21 protein-coding genes are annotated in these 21,513 nt (G+C 66.3%); 9 read left to right on the top strand and 12 right to left on the bottom strand.

The window, feature by feature from the left end; genetic code table 11:
• Positions 1-11 precede the first annotated feature (11 nt).
• Both uvrB and OG874_RS04890 read right to left on the bottom strand, forming a co-directional pair.
• Positions 12-2,195, bottom strand: a complete 2,184-nt coding sequence (uvrB, locus tag OG874_RS04895; protein WP_330253932.1) for an excinuclease ABC subunit UvrB — start codon at positions 2,193-2,195, stop codon at positions 12-14.
• A gap of 179 nt (positions 2,196-2,374) precedes the next feature.
• Positions 2,375-3,085, bottom strand: a complete 711-nt coding sequence (locus tag OG874_RS04890) for an SDR family NAD(P)-dependent oxidoreductase (RefSeq protein WP_442943285.1) — start codon at positions 3,083-3,085, stop codon at positions 2,375-2,377.
• Between the two features lie 302 nt (positions 3,086-3,387).
• On the opposite strand from OG874_RS04890, the gene OG874_RS04885 reads away from it, so the two are divergent.
• Entirely contained in the window at positions 3,388-3,513 is a 126-nt protein-coding gene (locus tag OG874_RS04885; RefSeq protein ID WP_330253930.1) for a hypothetical protein, read from the top strand.
• 159 nt (positions 3,514-3,672) lie between these two features.
• On the opposite strand, the gene OG874_RS04880 is transcribed toward OG874_RS04885, so the two are convergent.
• The gene (locus OG874_RS04880; protein ID WP_330253929.1) at positions 3,673-4,260 is read right to left on the bottom strand and encodes a TetR/AcrR family transcriptional regulator; all 588 of its coding nucleotides are present in this window, start codon (positions 4,258-4,260) and stop codon (positions 3,673-3,675) included.
• A gap of 168 nt (positions 4,261-4,428) precedes the next feature.
• Here OG874_RS04880 and OG874_RS04875 point away from each other — a divergent pair, with 168 nt between their 5' ends.
• The 5 genes from OG874_RS04875 to OG874_RS04855 all read left to right on the top strand — a co-directional run bounded on the left by OG874_RS04875 (position 4,429) and on the right by OG874_RS04855 (position 8,272).
• Positions 4,429-5,484: a zinc-binding dehydrogenase gene (locus tag OG874_RS04875; RefSeq protein ID WP_330253928.1), complete on the top strand. Its 1,056-nt coding sequence runs from the start codon at positions 4,429-4,431 to the stop codon at positions 5,482-5,484.
• 36 nt (positions 5,485-5,520) lie between these two features.
• Positions 5,521-6,051, top strand: a complete 531-nt coding sequence (locus OG874_RS04870) for a nuclear transport factor 2 family protein (RefSeq protein ID WP_330253927.1) — start codon at positions 5,521-5,523, stop codon at positions 6,049-6,051.
• Positions 6,048-6,848 carry an SDR family NAD(P)-dependent oxidoreductase gene (locus OG874_RS04865; RefSeq protein WP_330253926.1) on the top strand — a complete coding sequence of 267 codons (801 nt, stop codon included), beginning with the start codon at positions 6,048-6,050 and terminating at the stop codon, positions 6,846-6,848. The genes OG874_RS04870 and OG874_RS04865 overlap by 4 nt, the downstream gene beginning before the upstream one ends.
• Positions 6,849-7,059: 211 nt before the next feature.
• Positions 7,060-7,698 carry a DUF402 domain-containing protein gene (locus OG874_RS04860; protein ID WP_330253925.1) on the top strand — a complete coding sequence of 213 codons (639 nt, stop codon included), beginning with the start codon at positions 7,060-7,062 and terminating at the stop codon, positions 7,696-7,698.
• 49 nt (positions 7,699-7,747) lie between these two features.
• Entirely contained in the window at positions 7,748-8,272 is a 525-nt protein-coding gene (locus tag OG874_RS04855) for a DUF402 domain-containing protein (protein WP_330253924.1), read from the top strand.
• 86 nt (positions 8,273-8,358) lie between these two features.
• On the opposite strand, the gene coaE is transcribed toward OG874_RS04855, so the two are convergent.
• The gene (gene coaE, locus OG874_RS04850) at positions 8,359-9,570 is read right to left on the bottom strand and encodes a dephospho-CoA kinase (protein WP_330253923.1); all 1,212 of its coding nucleotides are present in this window, start codon (positions 9,568-9,570) and stop codon (positions 8,359-8,361) included.
• Positions 9,571-9,866: 296 nt separating this feature from the next.
• Between coaE and OG874_RS04845 the strand changes: the two genes are divergently transcribed.
• Together OG874_RS04845 and OG874_RS04840 are read left to right on the top strand one after the other, a co-directional pair.
• Positions 9,867-10,079, top strand: a complete 213-nt coding sequence (locus OG874_RS04845; protein ID WP_330257711.1) for a hypothetical protein — start codon at positions 9,867-9,869, stop codon at positions 10,077-10,079.
• Positions 10,080-10,256: 177 nt separating this feature from the next.
• The gene (locus OG874_RS04840) at positions 10,257-12,509 is read left to right on the top strand and encodes an MMPL family transporter (protein WP_330253922.1); all 2,253 of its coding nucleotides are present in this window, start codon (positions 10,257-10,259) and stop codon (positions 12,507-12,509) included.
• Here OG874_RS04840 and OG874_RS04835 read toward each other — a convergent pair.
• The 5 genes from OG874_RS04835 to rpsA all read right to left on the bottom strand — a co-directional run bounded on the left by OG874_RS04835 (position 12,496) and on the right by rpsA (position 18,844).
• On the bottom strand, positions 12,496-13,128 hold the full coding sequence (locus OG874_RS04835; RefSeq protein ID WP_330253921.1) for a TetR/AcrR family transcriptional regulator: 633 nt from the start codon (positions 13,126-13,128) through the stop codon (positions 12,496-12,498). The two genes, OG874_RS04840 and OG874_RS04835, sit on opposite strands and share 14 nt — an antisense overlap.
• Positions 13,129-13,150: 22 nt before the next feature.
• The gene (locus OG874_RS04830) at positions 13,151-14,695 is read right to left on the bottom strand and encodes a phospholipase C (protein WP_330253920.1); all 1,545 of its coding nucleotides are present in this window, start codon (positions 14,693-14,695) and stop codon (positions 13,151-13,153) included.
• A gap of 160 nt (positions 14,696-14,855) precedes the next feature.
• Entirely contained in the window at positions 14,856-16,292 is a 1,437-nt protein-coding gene (locus tag OG874_RS04825) for an SPFH domain-containing protein (RefSeq protein ID WP_330253919.1), read from the bottom strand.
• Between the two features lie 63 nt (positions 16,293-16,355).
• Positions 16,356-17,312: an AEC family transporter gene (locus OG874_RS04820; protein WP_330253918.1), complete on the bottom strand. Its 957-nt coding sequence runs from the start codon at positions 17,310-17,312 to the stop codon at positions 16,356-16,358.
• Between the two features lie 62 nt (positions 17,313-17,374).
• The gene (rpsA, locus tag OG874_RS04815; protein WP_330257178.1) at positions 17,375-18,844 is read right to left on the bottom strand and encodes a 30S ribosomal protein S1; all 1,470 of its coding nucleotides are present in this window, start codon (positions 18,842-18,844) and stop codon (positions 17,375-17,377) included.
• 289 nt (positions 18,845-19,133) lie between these two features.
• Here rpsA and OG874_RS04810 point away from each other — a divergent pair, with 289 nt between their 5' ends.
• Complete coding sequence (locus OG874_RS04810) at positions 19,134-19,982, top strand: class I SAM-dependent methyltransferase (RefSeq protein WP_330253917.1); 849 nt, start codon at positions 19,134-19,136, stop codon at positions 19,980-19,982.
• Positions 19,983-20,063: 81 nt separating this feature from the next.
• Here the strand turns inward: OG874_RS04810 and OG874_RS04805 are convergent, their stop codons facing one another.
• The 3 genes from OG874_RS04805 to OG874_RS04795 all read right to left on the bottom strand — a co-directional run bounded on the left by OG874_RS04805 (position 20,064) and on the right by OG874_RS04795 (position 21,476).
• Positions 20,064-20,264, bottom strand: a complete 201-nt coding sequence (locus OG874_RS04805; RefSeq protein WP_330253916.1) for a cold-shock protein — start codon at positions 20,262-20,264, stop codon at positions 20,064-20,066.
• A gap of 154 nt (positions 20,265-20,418) precedes the next feature.
• Complete coding sequence (locus OG874_RS04800; RefSeq protein WP_330253915.1) at positions 20,419-20,589, bottom strand: toxin-antitoxin system HicB family antitoxin; 171 nt, start codon at positions 20,587-20,589, stop codon at positions 20,419-20,421.
• A 2-nt stretch (positions 20,590-20,591) separates the two neighbouring features.
• Entirely contained in the window at positions 20,592-21,476 is an 885-nt protein-coding gene (locus OG874_RS04795) for an SPFH domain-containing protein (protein ID WP_330253914.1), read from the bottom strand.
• Positions 21,477-21,513: the final 37 nt, after the last annotated feature.

The following is a 21,513-nucleotide window of genomic DNA, read 5'->3' as shown; positions in this document are numbered from 1 at the left end:
GACGCCGCCGCTCAACTCAACCCCGCGGCGTCCATCCCGCGCAGTTCCTTCTTCAGGTCCGCGATCTCGTCGCGCAGCCGTCCCGCCAACTCGAACTGCAGTTCGCGCGCCGCGTTCATCATCTGCGCGGTGAGTTCCTTCACCAGATCCGCCAATTCGGCCCGCGGCATCGACTTGATATCGCGGCCCTCGTACACCCCCGCGCTCACCGCCCGTCCCGGCTCGCCCTGGGCTCGGCGGCCGCGGCTGGCATTGCGGCCCGAACCGCCGACGGCGACCTCACTGTCATCGGCCTCCTGATACACCTGATCCAGGATGTCGGCGATCTTCTTCCGCAACGGCTGCGGGTCCAGGCCCATCGATTCGTTGTAGGCGACCTGCTTGGCCCGGCGGCGGTCGGTCTCATCGATGGCGTGCCGCATCGAGTCGGTGATCTTGTCCGCGTACATGTGCACTTCGCCGGAGACGTTGCGCGCCGCGCGGCCGATGGTCTGGATGAGGCTGGTGCTGCTGCGCAGGAACCCTTCCTTGTCCGCGTCCAGGATCGCCACCAACGACACCTCGGGCAGGTCGAGCCCCTCACGGAGCAGGTTGATGCCGACCAGCACGTCGTATTCGCCGAGCCGCAGCTGACGCAGCAGCTCGACCCGGCGCAGCGTATCGATCTCCGAATGCAGGTATCGCACCCGGACACCGAGCCCGAGCAGATAATCGGTGAGGTCCTCGGCCATCTTCTTGGTCAGCGTGGTGACGAGCACCCGCTCGTCCCGCTCGGTGCGCTGCCGGATCTCGTGCAGCAGATCGTCGATCTGGCCCTTGGTCGGCTTGACCACCACCTGCGGATCGACCAGACCCGTCGGCCGGATCACCTGTTCGACGACCTCGCCACCGGCCTGGCCGAGTTCGTAGGGACCCGGGGTAGCCGACAGATAGACCGCCTGCCCGATCCGCTCGGCGAACTCCTCCCAGGTGAGCGGCCGGTTGTCGACGGCCGAGGGCAACCGAAAGCCGTATTCGACCAGATTGCGCTTGCGCGACATATCGCCCTCGTACATGCCGCCGATCTGCGGAACGGTGACATGCGACTCGTCGATGACGAGCAGGAAGTCCTCCGGGAAGTAGTCCAGCAGCGTCGCGGGCGCGGAACCCGCCGGGCGACCGTCGATATGGCGCGAATAGTTCTCGATACCCGAGCAGAATCCGACCTGGCGGATCATCTCGAGGTCGTACTGCGTGCGCATCCGCAGCCGCTGTGCCTCCAGCAGCTTGCCCTGGCGTTCCAGCTCGGCCAGCCGCTGCTCGAGTTCCTTCTCGATATCGACGACCGCGCGCTCCATCCGCTCCGGACCCGCCACGTAGTGCGTCGCCGGAAAGATCCGGACGGTATCGACCTGCCGCACCACATCGCCGGTCAGCGGATGCAGGTAGTACAGCGCCTCGATCTCGTCACCGAAGAACTCGATGCGCACCGCGAGTTCCTCATAGGACGGAATGATCTCGACGGTGTCGCCGCGCACCCGGAACGAGCCGCGGGTGAAGGACATGTCGTTGCGGGTGTACTGCACGTCGACCAGCAGCCGCAGGAACGCGTCGCGATCGATCTCGGTGCCGACCTCCAGTTGCACCGACCGATCCAGATACGACTGTGGCGTGCCGAGACCGTAGATGCACGACACCGACGCCACCACCACGACATCGCGGCGCGAGAGCAGGCTCGACGTGGCCGAATGCCGCAGCCGCTCGACATCGTCGTTGATCGAGCTGTCCTTCTCGATATAGGTATCGGTCTGCGCGATGTACGCCTCGGGCTGGTAGTAGTCGTAGTACGAGACGAAGTACTCGACGGAGTTGTTGGGCAACATCTCTCGCAGCTCATTGGCCAACTGCGCGGCGAGAGTCTTGTTCGGCGCCATCACCAGCGTCGGGCGCTGCAGCCGCTCGATCAGCCATGCGGTGGTCGCCGACTTCCCGGTGCCGGTCGCGCCGAGCAGCACCACATCGCGCTCGCCCGCCGTAATCCGGCGCTCGAGTTCGGCGATGGCCGCGGGCTGATCACCGGCGGGCCGGTGTTCGCTGACGACCTGGAACTGCCCATCGGCCCGCTCGATCTCCCCGACCGGCCGGAACTCCGAATGCGCCAGCGGGGTGCCCCGGTCCTCGTAGCCTTCCGCCGGGATTTCGGTTGCGAATGCCATGCTCACCAGCCTAAGCCCAGCCACCGACAGATTCGCGGCCCGCCGATGACGGCCAGCCGGTTGGGGACTTCGCTGCTGTCGGTGCGCTTGTCTGCCATTGGTGCGTCGCACCTCGGGTGTCACTCGAAGTCCCGCCTTGCCATATCGCGCGTCCTGTTGCCGGTCGACCTGGCCTGGCGCTACGGGGCGATCGCCAGTTGTCCGCCGGTGGCCTGCAGGATCGCGCCATTGATGTAGCCGGCGGCCGGAGAAGCCAAAAACGTGACCGCATTGGCGATTTCGTCGGCGGTCGCGGCCCGCCCCAGGGCGGTGAGGGCGCCCAGACCATCGGTCAGCCCGGGGGTGACCGCGGTTCCGGGGGTTTCGGTCGGCCCGGCTTGCACCGCATTAACGCGCACCCCCGACCGGCCGAACTCGTCGGCCCAGACACGGGTCAGCAACTCGATGCCGGCCTTGGTGGCGCCATAGATGCCACCTTGCCGGGCGGGGATGGCGGCGGCGATCGTGCTGAGATTCACGACAGCGCCGTTGCCCCGCTCGGCCATGCCCGGTACCAGCTGCTGCACCAGGATGTAGGGGGCGCGCAGGTTGACGTAGACGTGCTCGTCGAAGAACGCATCGTCGGTGTCGGCGGTCGCGCCGAACCTATAGATGCCGGCGTTGTTGATCAGGATGTCGACCGCGCCCGCCTCAACGGCGAGCCGGCGCACGTCGTCGGCATCGGCGAGGTCGGCCGCGACGAAGCGTGCCTTACCTCCTGCGCTGTGAATCTCCTGCACCACGGCGGCGCCGCGGTCGGCGCTGCGCCCGTGCACCACGACCTCCGCGCCGAGCCCGGCGAGTTGCCGCGCGATCGCGCGGCCGATTCCGGCGGTGGCACCGGTGACCAATGCGGTCGAGTTTTCCAGAGTGTCTGCCATCGGACCTTCCTCCTTGACGAGAATCTGTGGACCCTGACAGCGCAATCAGCAAAGGCGGGTGCTTATTTGATTCCAACCCCGCACACACCGCCGCGCGCACAGCTTATGGCCGTCATTAGCAATTCATATGCCGATGCAAGAGCCAGACCGGCTCGGCCGAACAGCGCAGTAGCAACCTGGGCCATAAGCTAGGCTGATGGCCCACTAGTCGGCTCGGTCGGCAGGCGTTTGCGCTCGCACCGGAGAGCGGGCTGCAACCGCTACCTCCCACCATGACATGGTCTCCGCTGGTCGGCCAGCCCGTGGTGCGCCGCACCTGGGTCGTGTGGCCGGCCAACTCCCGCCGCCGCGATATCGGCCATCTCATCGCGTCGTTCGAGCTCCCGCCGCCGACCTAGCTCGCCCGAAACCGCAGTGGTACGCAGGATTCTGCCGATCGTGGCCCTATTCACCACCGAGATTCATCCCACGGAGGCGGGATACGACTTCACCGACCTCGAGTACATGATCCGGTGGCGAGACCAAATGCGCTGAGGCACCGCTGGTCACGTATGAAACTAACCACCGCAGGGGCGCAGTATCCGGACGGTCATTTCCACGATGGCTTCCAGGGGACGACGTCGCGAGGTGACGGTGAGAATCCCGATGCGCGTCCAGATGCCGCCGATCAGCATGTCGAAGACGTCGTCGGGGTCCACCGCGGGATCGACGCTGTCCTCGGGTGCTGCTCGCAGGATTTGGTGGAACTGCGGCCGTGCCGATACCCGGAGGTACCCCTCGGGCTGTCCGGGGGCCCTCGATGTCTGGTGGTGGGCGAGCAGGCCGGCCGCGGCCGCCCGTGCTTCCGGTTTGCTGAAGGCGGCTACATAGCCGCGGATGAACCGGCGCAGATCGCGGCGGAGATCACCGGTCGGCGTGACGTTCATCGGCCGCGGCGCGGGGAAGGCGGCCTCCTCGATCAACTCGATCCGCGACGGCCAGCGTCGGTAGATGGCCGAGGCGTGTACCCCGGAATGCGCCGCGACCGCCTGGATCGTCGTCGCCTCGAAACCGCTGTCCACAAGCAGCGCACGCGTTGCCGCCAAGGCCCTTTCGTTGATGCTGGTGTCGACCGGCCGACCCGGGCGACGCGGAGAGTCTGCCATGCCAGCGATGGTACTGGCCAGCACGAACGGGCTGTGTCAGCGACTCCGAACCGATAATTACAGGATGTTGACTCCTATTATATTTTAGGAGAACGCCTTCTATAACGTCGGCTGAGCGGCTAAGGTTCACAGCGGAATGTGTGCCGTACCCGCAAGGAGGACATAGCGATGCGTGCCGCAGTGCTGCGTGATGGGACCGTCGAGACCCGGATCATCGATGACCCGATACCCGGTCCTGGCCAATTGCTGGTCCGCTCGCTCGCGTGTGGGATCTGTGCGTCGGATCTGCACTTCATGGATCATCCGGAGGCCGGCGCCGAGGACGACAGTGGGATGGCGACCTACGACCAGGATGTCGATATCGTCATGGGCCACGAATACTGCGCCGAGGTCGCCGACTACGGCCCCGGCACCGACTGCCGCATCCCCATCGGTACCCGGGTGAGTTCGCTACCGGTGCTGGCCACCCCGACGGGCCGCAAGATCATCGGCCAAAACCCCGAGACACCAGGCGGTTTCGGCGAATACTTCCTGCTCGACGCGTCCGCTGCCCGGGTGGTGGCATCGCAGCTCCCGAGCGAGATCGTCTGCATCGCGGACGCGATCTCGGTCGGCTGGTCGGCCGCCGCGCGAGCCCAGGTGGCGGCGACGGAGATACCACTGGTCATCGGCTGCGGCGCGATCGGCCTGTCGGCGATCGCCTATCTCGCACGCCTGGGCGCGGGCCCGATCGTCGCGGTCGACTTCGTCGCCTCGCGACGCGCGACCGCCCGCGCCATGGGGGCCGATGTGGTCGTCGATCCGGCCGAGGTCGCGCCGTTCCAAGCCTGGCGGGAGGTGGCCGCGGGGCCGGCCGCGTCGATGCGGGAGATGATGGCGAATGTGGCCCCGCCGGGGTGCGTCGTCTTCGAATGTGTGGGTGTCCCCGGTGTTCTCGACTCGATCATCAAGGGCTGCCGGCGCGGCACCAGGATCTACTCCGTCGGTGGCCCGCCGGAGGGCGACCGTCTGCACACCATGACCGCCAAGCGGAAGGGCCTCAATATCCAGTTCGGCGGTGGCCCGTTACCGGCCCACTGGGACGAGGCGTTCGAGGCGGTCTGCTCCGGCAGCCTCGACGTCACCCCGATGCTCGGTCGCACCGTCGGGCTCGACGAGGTGCCCGCGGCGCTGGCCGCCGCGCGCGATGCCAACGGACCGGCCCGCATCGTGGTCGTGCCCTGAATCTCGGCCAACCGCAACGCAGCGAAAGAACGAAGAATGAAGGAAACCGACGAACTTCGCGCCATGGTCCACACTTTGGCGGCCCGGGTCCAAGTACTCGAGGACCAGCTCGAGATCATGCAGCTCGTCGCCCAGTACGGGCCCGCTGTGGACAGTGGCGCGGGCGCCGCCGCGGCCGCGCTATGGACGGATGACGGCGCCTTCGACGCCGTTCCCCAGCTACAGATGCGCGGCCGCGACGACATCACCGCGATGGTCCACGGCGACGGCCACCAGAGCCTGATCCGCGACGGCTGCGGGCACGTGCTGACCGTGCCGCACGTCGTACTCGACGGCGACCAGGCGACCGGCCGCAGCTATGCGCTCAACATCCGCTGGGACGCCGACGCCGGGCGCTTCTGGGTTGCCCGAGTCTCGGCGAACACCTGGCGCTGGATACGCACACCGCAGGGCTGGCGCATCACCGAACGGATCAACGCCAATCTCGACGGCACCGCCGAACACCGTGACATGTTGGCCCCGGACGCCGAACAGGTCGCACCGAAATCAAAGGAAGTCGCACAATGACCACTCTGACCAGCAAATATGGGCCGTGGGGCGTTATCGCTGGCGGCTCCGACGGCGTCGGAGCCGCATTCGCGCACGCACTGGCGGCCCGGGGCATGAACGTCGTACTAGTGGCACGGCGGGCGCCGGTGCTGGCTGCATTCGCCGACGAGGTGCGAGCTCGGCACGGCGTCGAGGTTCGTACGGTCGTGCTCGACCTCGCCGGCGCGCAGGCCATGGCGGACCTCGAGCGCGCGACCGCCGACCTGGAGATCGGGCTGTTCGTCTACAACGCCGGCGGCGATGACAGCAGTGCCGCATTCCTCGACAAGGACCTGCACACCCATCTGAACCTGGTACACCGCAACTGCGCGAGCGTGCTCGAAGCGGCCTACCGGTTCGGCGCCCCGATGGTGGCGCGCGGACGAGGCGCGATGGTGCTCGTCACCTCGGGCGCGGCCTGGGCTGGTGGCGCCATGCTCGCCGCATACGGTGCGACCAAGGCTTTCGATCTCATCCTGGCCGAGGGCCTGTGGGCGGAATGGCATACCAGCGGCGTCGAGGTCCTCGGGCTCGTGCTCGGCGCGACCGACACCCCGTCCATGCACCGCGTCCTCGACCCTGTCGGCGGACACGCCGGTGACCTCGCCGATCCCGACGACGTCGCGCGCGAGGCACTCGACCACCTCGCCGACGGGCCCACCTGGATCTTCGGCCAGAAGACCGCGACAAGTGGTTCACCGTTCGGCGCGATGAGTCGGCGTGACGCCGTACTCATGATGAGTCGCGGCAAAGCCGGCCGAGCCACCACGAGCTGAGCCGATGAATCTACCCACGCACCGAGCCGATTCATCACGATCGGACAGCCGTTCCGCGATCTAACGCACCGTTCCACACCAGCGCCGATGCACGATCTGTTACCTGTCCGAAATGTCCGTTGCCGCAACGAGATTCGTCCCACGGATGGCAACGGCACAGAGCCTCTTCCAGGTGTAACCTAATTTGGTTGTCGGACCTGAGGATGAGGCTATGAGCGCTCTGATTCCATTGCTTGCCGCCGCGCCCGCTGTAACCGGAATCGCCGGTTACGTCGCACGTGACTTCCGCGGGCTCACGCCCGTGCACCAGCCAACCACTACCGTCGCACCGGGACCACCGATGACCACCCAGCTGAGACCCCAGGTAGAACACTTCAATATCGCCGAGCTGACCATGACCGACCCCAAGGGCTATGTGCGGCCGATCGACCGCGTGCACGTCGAGCCATGGGGCCTATATGTGGCGCGCACCGTCAACGGCCCGCGCATCCAATACCTCGAGACCTGGCTGCTGCCCGAGCTGTGGTTGCGCGTCACGATCGCGCACTATCAGACCGGACACCATCGGGACCAGGACTATTGCCTGCACATCGGCGAGTACACCCGGGTCGAGCCGAAGCGCTGGAAGTCCATGGACCAGTACCTGGAGATCGCGGTGCGCCACGGTCGCACGGCCGATCTGCGCGGTGTCGACGAACTGCTGGCCGCGCATGCGGCCGGTCTGATCGACACCGACCACGCACATCGCGCACTGGACCGGGCGACCACCGCGCTGGCGAGTCTGGCCGCGCACGGACACGAGGTCGAATCCTGGCTCGCCACCCGGGAGATCACACTGACCTGGATGTAGGGTCGCCAAACTGCTCGACCGCGCCGCGACGGCGGTAGATTCTGTGTACATGACACAGGCACCATCAGTGGACGTGCACAGGCCGAAGGTCGAATACTTCAACATCGCCGACCTGACCAACACGGACCCGAAGGGCTTCGTCCGGCCGGTCGAGCGCTACCGCACCGAACCGTGGGGCCTGTACATGGCGCGCACCTCGGATCACCCACAGTTCCACTACATCGAATCGTGGCTGCTGCCCGGACTTTCCATTCGGGTGACGGTCTTCCACTATCACCCCGCACACCGACGCGATCAGGACTACTACGTCGACCTCGGCGAGTTCACCCAGGTGGAGCCGAAGAGGTGGAAGTCGGTGGACCACTACCTCGATATCGTGGTGCGCTCGGAGCGCGAGACCGAATTACTCGATGTGGACGAACTGCTCGCCGCGCACGCCGCCGGCCTGATCGGCCTCGCCGAGGCCCAGGCCGCCATCGAACACGCGGCCATCGCCATCGACGGCATCGCTACCAACGGCTACTCGCTGGATCGCTGGCTCGCCACCCTCGACATCACGCTGACCTGGCTCTGACACCCGGTCGACCCGGCGGTAACGGAAATTCTGGGACGCCCGGTTCGATCGACTCGACGAACACCCGTCGAAAGGTCTGGAGCGGATCAGTGTTCGACGCCGCCGCGCCAGGCCGATGCCCGGTCGTAGGCGGCCTCGAACCACGGTTCCTTGACATCCAGATACGCCAGCGTCGCGGCCTCGCCGGTCAGCCCGGCGGCCTTGGCCTCGCCCTCGCGCTTGACCTCGAGGTACTCGGCCCGCGCCGCCGGATCGGCACGCAGCCAGTCCCGGAACAGCAGCGCGAACTCCTGCCCCGGTGAGCCCGCGGCCCGAATATGCACATTGGCCAGCCGTCCGGGATCGGCGTTCTGGTGAAACCGCTTGGCCCACAACGCCGTATCGGTGCCTTCGGGATCCGCGGCCGTCGGCTTCGGACTGTCCACGGTATTGTCGGGCCGGACCGGAAACCCGGCCGCGCCCAACGCATCCCGCAGCCCATCGGCCGCGGCCAGATCCGCGACGGTGATCTGCAGATCGATCACATCCTTGGCGGGCAGGCCGGGCACTGCGGTCGAGCCGATGTGGTCGATCCGCGATGCCGCCGAACCGCACGCCACCCACAGCCGCGCGATCAGTCGCTGCGCCTGCGCCGCCCACTCCGGATTCGCGGGGACGACGCGCACCTCTTTCCGTCGCGCGGGCGTTCCGGTGCGCAGGTTGTGTTCGAACGGCACCAGCCGTTGCGCCCACAATTGCCGCACCACCGGATCGATCTCCCCCGCCGCGCCGCTGTTGTCCAACAGCACATCCGCGACGGCGCGCCGCTGTTCGTCGGTGGCCTGCGCCGAAATACGCGCCCGCGCATCCGATTCGGAAACGCCGCGGAATTCCACCAGACGTCGTATCCGAATTTCTGTCGGCACATCCACGATCAATACGAGATTCATCAGCGGCGCGATACCATTCTCGACCAATAGCGGAATATCTTGGACAAGAATCGCATCCGATGGCGCGGCGGCGATCAATTCCGCGGTTCGTTTACCGATCAATGGGTGAAGAATGGAATTCAGCATCGCGCGCGCATCGTCGCCGCCGAATGCCTTGGCCGCCAGCGCGGGCCGGTCCAAACTGCTGTCGGCGGCGAGGATGTCGGGCCCGAACGCCGCTACCAACGCCGCAAGGCCCGCAGTACCCGGCTCGACGACCTCCCTGGCGATGACATCGGAATCGACGATCACCGCGCCGAGCTCGGCGAGAATCCGCGCCACCGTCGACTTGCCCGCTCCCATGCCTCCGGTGAGGCCGATCCGTAACATTCGACCAGTCTCGCATCCGCGATGTCCAGCCGAAACGACCCCCTCGGCGTGCGAGCACAGCCAATCGGCCTGATTACCCACTCGCACCGCATATTTCACCATCTGAAACGCCATTTGCCCGATCCGTGACTTGGCCGAGACCATCTCGCAACATTTCCGGCCGAATCCGGCTCATGGGCGACAACTTTCCGACACGCCGGGGCAATTACTCGCGCAAAATACTGTGCCGAGCACTTTCGTTAGGCTAATCTTCGCCGTGGCGATCCAGGCCAGTACCAGCAAGCAAAGGAACATCATTGGGCACCAAAATCAACCAGGCGGGTCGCCACCGCCTGGGTATGACGGGGGGCATGCACTGCATCATGCACCCCACCGTTGCGACTGCGCTCGCCGAGCACCGTCGCTCATGGTTCACCGCATTGATCAACCCCGCTCGGCACAGCTTCGCCGCCATGCGAAAACGCTCCGCCGCCGCGACGGCGTACTGGGCACCTGCGACCGCCAGCTGAGTCCAGCGTCTTACTTGGCCATAGATCACCAGTGACCCAACCCCACCGGGCTGGGTCACTTCTTGCTGTCCACCTGAGCGGTAGATCCTGACAGTCACTTGCACTTTTTGCGCCCCACTCCTTACGATGGCGGAAAATATCTGAGAGTGACTCTCAGGTTGTTTCTCTGGAGGGGCGATGGCGCAGCTGACCGCAACCAGGCCCAACTGTCCGGAGTCCGACAGGCGGCCGGGCTCCGGACAGTTGGGCACCGTCGGTCGCTGGGGCGCCCTGATGGCCCGCCATCGCCGCATCGTGCTCGGCGCGTGGCTACTGCTCGCCATCGCGTGCGGATCGGCCTATCCGGCCCTGCACGATCGCCTCAGCACACCGGACTATTCGGTTCCCGGCTCCGAATCGGTGACCGTCGACCACCTGGTGGCCGAACACTTCGCGCGCTTCGGCACCGAACAGGACCTTCTCGTCTTCCATTCGACCCAGCACACCGTCGACGCACCGGAGTTCCGCGCGGTGATCGATCGGGCACTCGGCACAACCCGGGCCACCGCGGGCGTCGCGGGGGCGATCGGCCCGTTCGAAGGCAATGCGGCGGCCCAGATCTCGGCCGACCGGCATACCGCCTTCGGCATCGTGGGCGTGAACGGCGAGACACCGGAGCGCGTCGAGGTCGCCCGGCAACTACAGACCGAGTCGGCAGCCGCATCCGACTCCGGCGTCCAGGTGATGATCACCGGATTCGCCCCGGCGCAAGCAGATCTCATCGAGATCGAAACCGCCGATATGCAGCGCGCCGAAGCCATCGGCCTGCCGGTGGCGACCGCGGTGCTGGTGCTCGCCCTCGGCGCGGTGATCGCGGCCGCCCTGCCCATCACGGTCACCGCCGCGGGCATCGCGGTCGCCGTCGGCGCGCTCTTCGGCCTGACCACCTTTCTCACCTTCGACTCGCTGGTGCTTTCGGTGGCCACCATGATCGCCACCGGCACCGCGATCGACTACGCGATGTTCATCGTCAGCCGATACAACGAGGAACTGACCCGGCTCGGCGTACGCGACCGACGCGCGACCGCGGCCGTCGCGGCGGCCGTCGGCGCGGCGCTCGATACGACCGGCCGCACCATCCTGGCCTCGGGATTCATCGTGATGATCGCGCTGTCCGCACTCTCGGTGGTCGGGCTGCCGATGCTCAACGGGGTCGCGGTCGGCGTGGTCGTCGCGGTCATCGCCACGCTGATCGCGGCCTTCACGCTGTTGCCCGCGTTGCTGGCGACACTGGGGCCAGCGGTCAATCGCGGTGCGCTGCCGGTCCGAATGCGACCCGCCGAGGTCCGGTCCGCGACGGCATCGAGTGCGTGGGCCCGGTGGGCGCACACCGTGATGGGACGCCCCGTGCTCTTCGGCGCTATCGGTGTCGGGCTGCTCCTGGCCGCGGCGGCCCCGATCACCGGCATCCGCTACGGCGTCGATATGGGTCTCACCTCGCTGGCGGATCGACCGACCGGGCAGGCGACCGAACTCGTCCGGCAGAACTTCGGGCCCGGCCTGCTCGCACCGATCGAGGTGGTCGCCACCGGCCCGGACAATGGGCCGCTCAGCGACGAAACCCGTTCCGACACCAATCGATTCGTCGCCGAACTGTCCCGCGATCCGCGCATCGCCACGGTGCTGCCGCAGCAGTCGCACGGCAGGGTCCTCGCCGTCGTGGTCCCCAAGGTTGCCTTCGATTCGACCGCCGCGACCGATCTCGTCGCCGACATCCGCACTCGCGCAACGGCTCTCGATGGCGTCGAGATCCGGGTCGGCGGCACCTCGGCAGCGTTCGCCGATGTGTCGCACCGGATCACCGCTCGCTTTCCCTGGGTGATCGCACTCGTACTGACGGTGTCGCTGGCATTCCTGATCGTCGCCTTCCGCAGTATCGTGTTGGCGCTCAAGGCGATTCTGCTGAACCTGCTCGCCACGGGCGCCGCGCTCGGCCTGACCGTCGCGGTATTCCAGCACGGGGTCGGCGAATCCGCGCTCGGCTTTCACAGCACCGGATTCCTACAGGTGTATCTGCCGATGCTGGTGTTCGCGGTGCTGTTCGGCCTGTCCATGGATTACGAGGTCTTCTTGATCCGGCGAATGAAGGAACACTGGGACGAAACCGGCGACAACGCCGTCGCCGTCGCGGATGGGCTGCAGCGCACAGCGCGGCCGATCACCGCGGCGGCCGCCATCATGGTCGCGGTGTTCGCGAGCTTCCTGACCGCGAATGTGTTGGAGCTGAAGCAGATCGGGTTCGCCCTGGCCGTGGCGATCACCATTGACGCGCTGCTGGTTCGGCTGGTGCTGGTACCCGCGTTCATGCAGCTGTTCGGCCGGTGGAACTGGTGGCTGCCGCGGATCGGCGAGCGCACCAGTGCCGCGGCCTGCGCGACTACCGGAACATGACCTCGATCGAATCGACGATCGCCCCGATCGCCTGCGTGTAGACATCCTTCAGGCGCTCGGTGAAACCCGTTGCGGCCCAATGGTCCAGGGCCGCGACGCCGCCCCACACCCCGGCGGCCGCCGCCATGCCGATCGTCAGATCGTTGGGGTCACGGCCGGTACGCTCGGCGAACAGCAGCCGGAATTGGTCGGCCATATCCCGCATCTGGCGGGTCTGACCGTCTCTGATCTCCGGGATCGCCGCGACATATTGCAGTCGCCTGCGGATCCGGCGCTCGGACTCCGCGCTCAGCAGCGATTCGATCAGCACCGGAATGATCAGTCGCGCGATCCGCACCAGTTCGGTGGGCTCGACGATCTCGCCACCGCCCGCGGTCCGCAGCACGTCGAGCACCCGCGGATCGGCCTCGTCGTAGAGAACGAGCATCTCCTTAGTGCCGAAGTACCGGTAGACCGAACTCGGCGACACTCGGGCCGCCGCCGCGACCCGCTCCACCGTCACATTGCGATATCCGTGCTCGTCGAAGAGATCCAGCGCCACCTGCTGGATGCGGCTCATCGCCTCGATCTTCCTGCGTTCCCAGGCGGTCGAGGGAAACTCCACGGCGGACTCGGACATCAAGGGCAAGAATACCCGCGACCTATCCTCGGACGATGCCGCTCGGCCTGCGCCGCGTGCCGGGTTGCTGGGTCGGCACCTGGTTGGGCGGCACCGGATACGGAACGCCCGCGGTTGTGGTGCCCAGTGCGATATTCGGACCGCATTGCGCGACCGCGGCATCCATCTTCGGCTTCGGATCGCTCAGCACCGGCTTCGCCACATTCGGGGTCGAACCGAAATCGAAGGCCGAGGTCATATCGCCGGTGACACCGCGCCGCCAGCGCGTCAGATTCGGCACCTCGACGCCGAATCGGGTCTCCAGCAGCCGCAGCTGGGAGGTGTGGTCGAAGGTCTCCGAGGCGACCAGCCCACCTCGGCTGTACGGCGAAATCACCAGGCCGGGAACGCGATACCCCAAACCGATCGGACCCGCGATGCCATTCGACGCCGGCACCCGGTCCAGCGGTACGGTGACGAACTCGCCCGGCGTGCCCGCCGGTGCGGTCGGCGGCGTGACGTGGTCGAAGAAGCCGCCGTTCTCGTCGTAGCTGATGATCAGCGCGGTCTTCTCCCACACCTTCGGGTTCGACGTGAGGATGTCGAGCAGCTGCACGATGCCGTACGCGCCGAACGCCGCGGGCAGCGCGGGATGTTCACAGTTGATCAGCGCCGGGATCACCCAGGACACGGCCGGCAGGGTGTCGTTGGCGACGTCGGCCTGAAAGTCGTTCGGGTACACCGGCGCAAGGCCACGCCGCGCCAGTTCGGAGCTCGGATCCGCGGACTGGGTGAAGCAACCGAGCATCCCGTCGAGGAGTACCGAGGAGAGCGGGCCGACATCGCGGTTGTGGTAGATCTTCCAGCTGACGCCCGCCTCGGAGAGGTTCTCCGGATAGGTCCGCCAGCTGTACACGTGCTGCGGGATCACGGTCGGCGTTCTCAGCAGCGGCCCGCCCGCCACACCGTCCGGGTCGATGGTGGCGCTGACCCAGTACAGCCGGTTCGGGTCGGTGGGGCCGAGGACCGAGCAGTGGTAGTTGTCGCAGAGGGTGAAGGCGTCGGCGAGCTCGTGATGGATCGGGATGTCCTCGCGTAGGTAGTAGCCCATGGCCGCGGGTGCGTTGGCCGGGCCGACGCTGTCGATGGACATCGGCATCCACTGGTCGTTGGCGCCGCCGTTCCAGGCTCGGTGCATGCCACCCCAGGTGTGGTCCGGGTCGTTGATGCATTCGCCGTCGAGGGTGGCGCCGCGCGTGGTGTCGAGGCGGAACGGGTTGATGAAACCGTCCGCGCTCGGTCCGACGCCGGGCGTCCACCCGTACTGCTGCCAGGCCTTCGACGCCTCGCCGAAGCCGCGGACGCCGGATACGGTGCCGAAATAGTGGTCGAAGGAGCGGTTCTCCTGCATGAGCAGAACGAAATGCTCGATATCGCCGAGGCCGCCGGTGCCCGCCGGATCGGCGGCGTAGGCGCGTTCGATGACCGGGTTGGCCCACGATGCCAGTGCGCCGACAGCTCCGGCCGCGGCGGCCTTCGCGAGGAACTGCCTACGGTTGAGACCGCTGAACGGACTCGCGGCGCACATGCGTGTTGTTCCCTTCCGTCGTGGCAGATTCCGGTGGGCTCGATCGAGCCGAGTGCTTTTCGCCTGCACCCTACCGCGAAGTCGATCAAGCTCCGCATCGAAGTTGGTCAATTGTCCGACTTGCCGTGGGCGACGCGGCCGGTCGATATGCGGCCCGGTCCTACTCGTCGAGTCCGGGCCTGCTCGCCTCGGTGACGGGCCGTCCCGACCAGGCTTCGAGCACGCGCGTCAATTGACCGATCAGCGCGGACAGCCCGGACAGGTCACCGCCCAACTGATAGGTCTTCAGCTCGGCGGGCGTCGGCAACTGCGCGACGATCTGCGGCAGCGAATCGACCAGCTGTGCTTGGGTGGCCGCCGCCGAGCGCTGATTGGTGTTCTCGATCCGAATCCGATCACGCTCCAGATCCAGTAGCGCGTCATCATGTGCCGCTTGCGATCGCCGCGCCCCGACGGCGATCTCACCGTCGAGTTCGAGCTGCCGCAATTCCAGCTTCCTGCGCAGGTTTTCGGCCTGTTCGGCATGCTGCTCGCGTTCGAGCCGCAGCGCGTGCAGCGCGGTCTCCTTGGCGAGATCGGCGACCGCGCGCTCATCGTCGTGTTCGCGGGTGGTGCGCCGCAATTGTTCCGCGGTCTCCCGATCGAATCGCGCGGCCTCGTGGCGGGCGCGCAGTTCCGCCAGTTCGCGCTCGTTCTCGATCCGGCGTTCCTCGGCGACCCGATTCGCCTCGGTCTCGCGGGCCGAAAGCACCTCTTGCGCGGCGAGTTCCGCGAGGCGGGCGATCTGGTTCTGCTCACTGCGGTAGGGCTTCTGCAGGTTCTCCCACAGCGTCGACGAGCTGACCACCGCCTCCTTGATCTGCACGGTGACGATGCGCAAACCGAGCCCACGGTGGCTGTCCGCAGCAGAACTCCGATCGGCGCTGCCCTCGGCCACCGCCCGCAGGCGCGCGGTCAACTCCTCGATGATCGGCTGCTTATCGCTGAGCACATCGCGTACACCCATCGTGGAGACCTTGTCCTTGATGGCCGCCTCGGCCTGTTCGCGCAGCTGAATATTGACCAGCCGCATGGGATCTTCGGCATCGGAGAAGTCCAGTTTGCGGTAGGCGGTGCCGAAATCCTCGATGATCCACTGCACGTAGCCCTGCACCAGCACGCCCTGCAACTCGCTGCAGATGCAGTAGGCGTTGATCAGGATCGTCTGCATCGCACCCGGCACAACGAGATACGAGTCGGTCGCCGGGTTGAAGCGAAAGGACACGCCGAGCCCGATGTGCAGCGGTTCGCCGCGGCCGCGGCGGGTGTGCACGACGAACGCGTTGGGCGGCACCAACACCGTTTGCCACCGCCAGAATCCGGTGACCCGGACCTCCACCGGACCCGGGCCGCTGCCCTGCGACGTCGGCCCGACCCGCTCGGCCCGTTTGGCGATCGCACCGCGCTGCGCCGGGCCGCCCGGTGCCGCCGGTGCTCCGGCGAATGCCGGCGGCGCCGGTGCGGCGACCGGCTTGCGCGAACGCAGGTCGCCTTCCAGCGCCGCCTGCTGTGCCACCACTTGGTCGAGATAATCGTTCTTACCCGGATTGCTCCCCATGTCCGGGCACACTACCGGCGAATCCGCGGACCTACCTGGCGAATTCGAGTGCGGCACACAGCGCTAGCGAGCGATCAGGAGCCAGGCGGGCAGCAGGACCAAGGCGATGAGGGAGGTCTTGGCGACCACCGCCGCCGCGAGATCGACATCGGTGTCGTAGCGCTGGGCGAAGATGAACAGGTTCTGCGGTGCGGGCATGGCGGCGATCAGCACCAGGTAGGTCAGCCAGGGACCGTGAATACCGAAGAGATACTTCGAGATTGCCAGACCGAGCAGTGGGAGCGCGACGCACTTGAAGCCGATCAGCGCGTATTCGTCGCGGGTTGTGCCACGCAGGCGGATCCCGTTCGCCCCCAAGTGCAGCCCTAGCGCGAACAACGCCACAGGCGCGGCGGCATTTCCACTGAATGCCAGAGCATCACGGATCCACCCGGGCACGGGTACATTCGCCACATTGGCCGCGACACCGAGGTAGCAGGCGATAACGATCGGTGTACCCAGCGCGGCCAGCACACCCCGCGTCACGGCGGCACGCGTCGGTCGATCTGGAACCGCTTGCGCGGCACCGTACTCCATGATCGCGATGATGATCACCGTGAGCACGCAGACCTGCAGCAGGATCGTCGGAAAGATCGGCGCGGCATCGCCGAACAGCAGGACGAAAACCGGGATGGCGAAATAGGTCGTGTTGACCTGCACCCCGGCCATGATCCGCAGCGCGGTGCCCGGGACATCAGCCCCGATCAACCGCCGCGCGCCGATGCCGACCAGCACCATCCCCACCAGCGCGGTCACCAGATAAGCAGCGATCGCGGCAGGGTCGAACACCTGACGCAGATCGCTCGCATACAGCGAACCGAACAGATAACACGGAATCGCGAACAGAAAGGCGAAGTCGGAGAACGCCTTCGAACTCTCCGCCCCGATGATCTTGCGCCGGGCGAATACGGCTCCACCACCGAAGACCAGCGCGACCGGCGTCAACTTCGCCGCCGTGGTGACAATGTCGATCAACAGCACCCTTTCAGCGCGAAGGCCCCGGTCCATCCGGACCGGGGCCTTCGCTGATGCTCTACCCGAAATCAGGCGTTGCCGGAGAGCTTCTCCCGCAGGGCCGCGAGCTGGGCGTCGCTGGCCAGCGAGCCACCGGCGGGCTCGGACGCGCTGGAGGAGGACGCCTGCGCACCGCTCTCGGAGGAGTAGTTCGACGAACCGCCACCGTTCGCGGCCTCGGCCGCGGCGTCGGCCGCCATCTTCTCCATCTGTGCGGTGTGCATCTTGTGGCGACGCTCCGCCTCGGCGTAGCGGCCTTCCCACTCTTCGCGCTGCTTGTCGAAGCCCTCGAGCCACTCGTTGGTGTCGGGATCGAAGCCCTCGGGGAAGATGTAGTTGCCCTGGTCGTCGTAGCTGTCGGCCATGCCGTACTTCGACGGGTCGAACTCGGCGTGGTAGTCCTCGTTCGCCTGCTTCAGCGACAGCGAGATCCGGCGACGCTCCAGGTCGATGTCGATGACCTTGACCATCGCGTCGTCGCCGACCGCGACAACCTGGTCCGGGACCTCCACGTGGCGCTCGGCCAGCTCGGAGATGTGCACCAGGCCCTCGATGCCCTCTTCGACGCGCACGAACGCGCCGAACGGAACCAGCTTGGTGACCTTGCCCGGCACGATCTGGCCGATCGCGTGGGTCCGGGCGAACTGACGCCACGGGTCTTCCTGGGTCGCCTTGAGCGACAGCGAAACCCGCTCGCGATCCAGATCGACGTCGAGGACCTCGACGGTGACCTCGTTGCCGACCTCGACAACCTCGGACGGGTGGTCGATGTGCTTCCAGGACAGCTCCGAGACGTGCACCAGACCGTCGACGCCGCCCAGGTCCACGAAGGCACCGAAGTTGACGATCGAGGAGACCACACCCTTGCGGACCTGGCCCTTCTGCAGCTGGTGCAGGAACTCGCTGCGGACCTCGGACTGGGTCTGCTCGAGCCAGGCGCGGCGGGACAGGACCACGTTGTTGCGGTTCTTGTCCAGCTCGATGATCTTGGCCTCGATCTCCTTGCCGACGTACGGCTGGAGGTCGCGCACACGCCGCATCTCGACGAGCGAGGCGGGCAGGAAGCCACGCAGACCGATATCGAGGATCAGGCCGCCCTTGACGACCTCGATGACGGTGCCCTTGACGGCCTCGTCCTTCTCCTTGAGCTCCTCGATGGTGCCCCACGCACGCTCGTACTGCGCCCGCTTCTTCGACAGGATCAGGCGGCCTTCCTTGTCCTCCTTGGTGAGAACAAGAGCCTCGACCTCATCGCCCACGGAAACGACCTCGTTGGGGTCGACATCGTGTTTGATCGAGAGTTCGCGAGAGGGGATGACGCCTTCGGTTTTGTAACCGATGTCGAGCAGGACCTCGTCGCGATCGACCTTGACGATGGTTCCTTCGACGATATCGCCGTCGTTGAAGTACTTGATCGTGGCGTCGATGGCGGCGAGGAAGTCCTCGGCGGAGCCGATGTCGTTGACGGCTACCTGCGGCGAGGTGACGGTGGTGGGCATATGTCGGTTTGCTCCGGACGGATTGTGGTCGGTTGCGGACATTGGAACTTTCGGTACGCTGCGAACTCACCGCGATGACGCGACGTGACGGACACAATGAACGTACCGCACGCAAACGCTTGTGAAACTCAGCACGAGCGCTCTGTTACTTCAGTAGAGTTGTCGTCGCAGACTGTTACTGCAATGACACCGGTACAGCAGCACCCAAGACACTCGCGCGTTCAGCGTACGCGACCTTGGTCCGGCCGGGCAAACCGGTCTCGACGCCACGCCGGACTAAGCTGACGGCGTGTCGGAAGATCGCCATTCGCAAGCAAACGCACTGCTCGGGACCACTGGACCGGCGCGCGCCAAGATCGGCTCGGCGGCCAGTCAGCAGGCCAGCCGCCGGTGGTGGGATGCCGACGCGACGCAATATCACGACACGCACGCCGATTTCCTCGGCGTCGACTCCCTCGACGGCGAGTTCATCTGGTGCCCAGAGGGTCTGCACGAGGGTGATATGCACTTCCTCGGCGAGGTGGCCGGCAAGCGGATCCTGGAGATCGGCTGCGGGTCGGCGCCGTGTTCGCGCTGGTTGGCCGGGCAGGGAGCGCTGCCGGTCGGGCTGGATCTGTCGATGGGGATGCTGGAGCGCGGACTGGCGGCGATGCGGCGCGGCGGGCCGCAGGTGCCGTTGGTGCAGTCGGGGGCGGAGGCGCTGCCTTTCGCCGACGAATCCTTCGATCTGGCCTGTTCGGCATTCGGCGCTGTTCCGTTCGTCGCGGACTCCGAACTGGTGATGCGCGAGGTCGCTCGGGTGTTGCGGCCAGGTGGCCGGTGGGTGTTCTCGGTGAACCATCCGATGCGGTGGATTTTTCCGGACGATCCCGGGTCCGCGGGACTGACCGCGTCGATTCCGTACTTCGACCGCACCCCCTATGTAGAGGTCGACGACGACGGTTCGCCGACCTACGTCGAGCACCACCGGACCATCGGCGATCGCGTCCGGGAGATCGTCGCCGCCGACCTGATGCTGCTCGATATCGTGGAACCGGACTGGCCCGAATGGCTGGAGCGCGAATGGGGCCAGTGGAGCCCGCTGCGCGGCGAATTGTTCCCCGGTACCGCCATCTTCATCACCGCGAAACCCGGCTGAGCCCGGGACGCAGATCCGCACCCCTTCCCGGACCCGTAATCGACACGGATACAGGGAAGAGGTGCGGTATCGAAAGAAACGTCAGAGCGGTCGGACGTTTTCCGCCTGCGGACCCTTCGGCCCCTGTGTTACCTCGAACTCGACTCGTTGATCGTCATTCAGACTCCGGAAACCGGCTTCCGAGATCGCGCTGAAGTGGACGAAGACGTCCGCGCTCTGATCGTCCGGGGCAATGAAGCCGAACCCCTTATCCGCGTTGAACCATTTGACAGTGCCCTGCATCGACTCTCCTGCCGTCGTGGATCGCTTGATGAACCGTCTACATCCTGCCCGGACAGCGAGCAGATATCCGGCATTTGCCACGACGATCTATCCGAATGCCGGAATGTCCGGCATTCGGATCCGAGGCAGGTCAGGCGAGCGCGGATTCGCATAGCTACTCCGCGGCCGGTTTCGGCTTCGGGCCGCGGCCCGCCTGTTTCAAGGCGAGCCGCAGCGCGTATTCGATCTGGGCGTTGATGCTGCGCAGGTCGTCGGCGGCCCATTGGGCGACGGCCTCGTGCACCGCGGGGTCCAGGCGTAGCAAGATCTTCTTGCGCTCGGCCATGCTCAGGAGTAGAGCGAGCCGGTGTTGACGACGGGCTGGGTGGCTCGATCACCGCAGAGCACGACCAGGAGGTTGGAGACCATGGCCGCCTTGCGCTCCTCGTCGAGTTCGACCACGCCCTGTTCGGAGAGCCGGGCCAGCGCCAAAGCGACCATGCCGACCGCGCCCTCGACGATGCGGGTGCGGGCGGCGACTATCTGCGCGGCCTGCTGGCGCACGAGCATGGCCTGGGCGATCTCCGGCGCGTAGGCGAGGTGGGTGATCCTGGCCTCGACGACCTCGATACCCGCCAAATCCGTGCGCTCGCGCAGTTCGATGGTCAGTTCCTCGGCCACCTCGGCGCCGTCGCGCAGGCTGGTGGTGTTCTGCTCGTGCGCGTCGTACGGGTGGGTGGTGGCCAGGTGGCGAACGGCCGCCTCGGATTGGGTCGCCACGTATTCCTCGTAGTCATCGACCGAGAACGCGGCCTTGAAGCTATCGACCACCCGGTAGACCACGACGGCGGCGATCTCCACCGGATTGCCGTCGGCGTCGTTGACCTTCAGCTTCTGGGTCTCGAAGTTGCGCACCTTCAGCGAGATGCTGCGGCGGTCCGACAGCGGCACCACCGAGAAGAAGCCGGGTTCGCTGAGCGATCCGATATAGCGGCCGAAGAACTGGACGACCTTGGCCTCGTTGGGATTCACCACGGTGAGGCCGGTGGCCAACAGCAGGAGCACGACCACCACGACGGTCGCGATGATCGCGCCGACCAGGGCGGGCACATTGTCGTTGTTCGCGGCCGCCGCATAGCCGGCGATCGCGCCGCCGCCGATCAGGAGCGTGAGCACAAACCACGACAGCAGCACCAGAAAGCCGTTGAGGTGGAACGCCGAGCGAAACTTCATGACATCCTCCGAGTATCAAAGTGATATCACCAAGATA

It is taken from the genome of Nocardia sp. NBC_00565 (genome assembly GCF_036345915.1).
Taxonomy (GTDB): domain Bacteria; phylum Actinomycetota; class Actinomycetes; order Mycobacteriales; family Mycobacteriaceae; genus Nocardia.
This window is presented reverse-complemented; position numbering and strand designations above follow the sequence as displayed.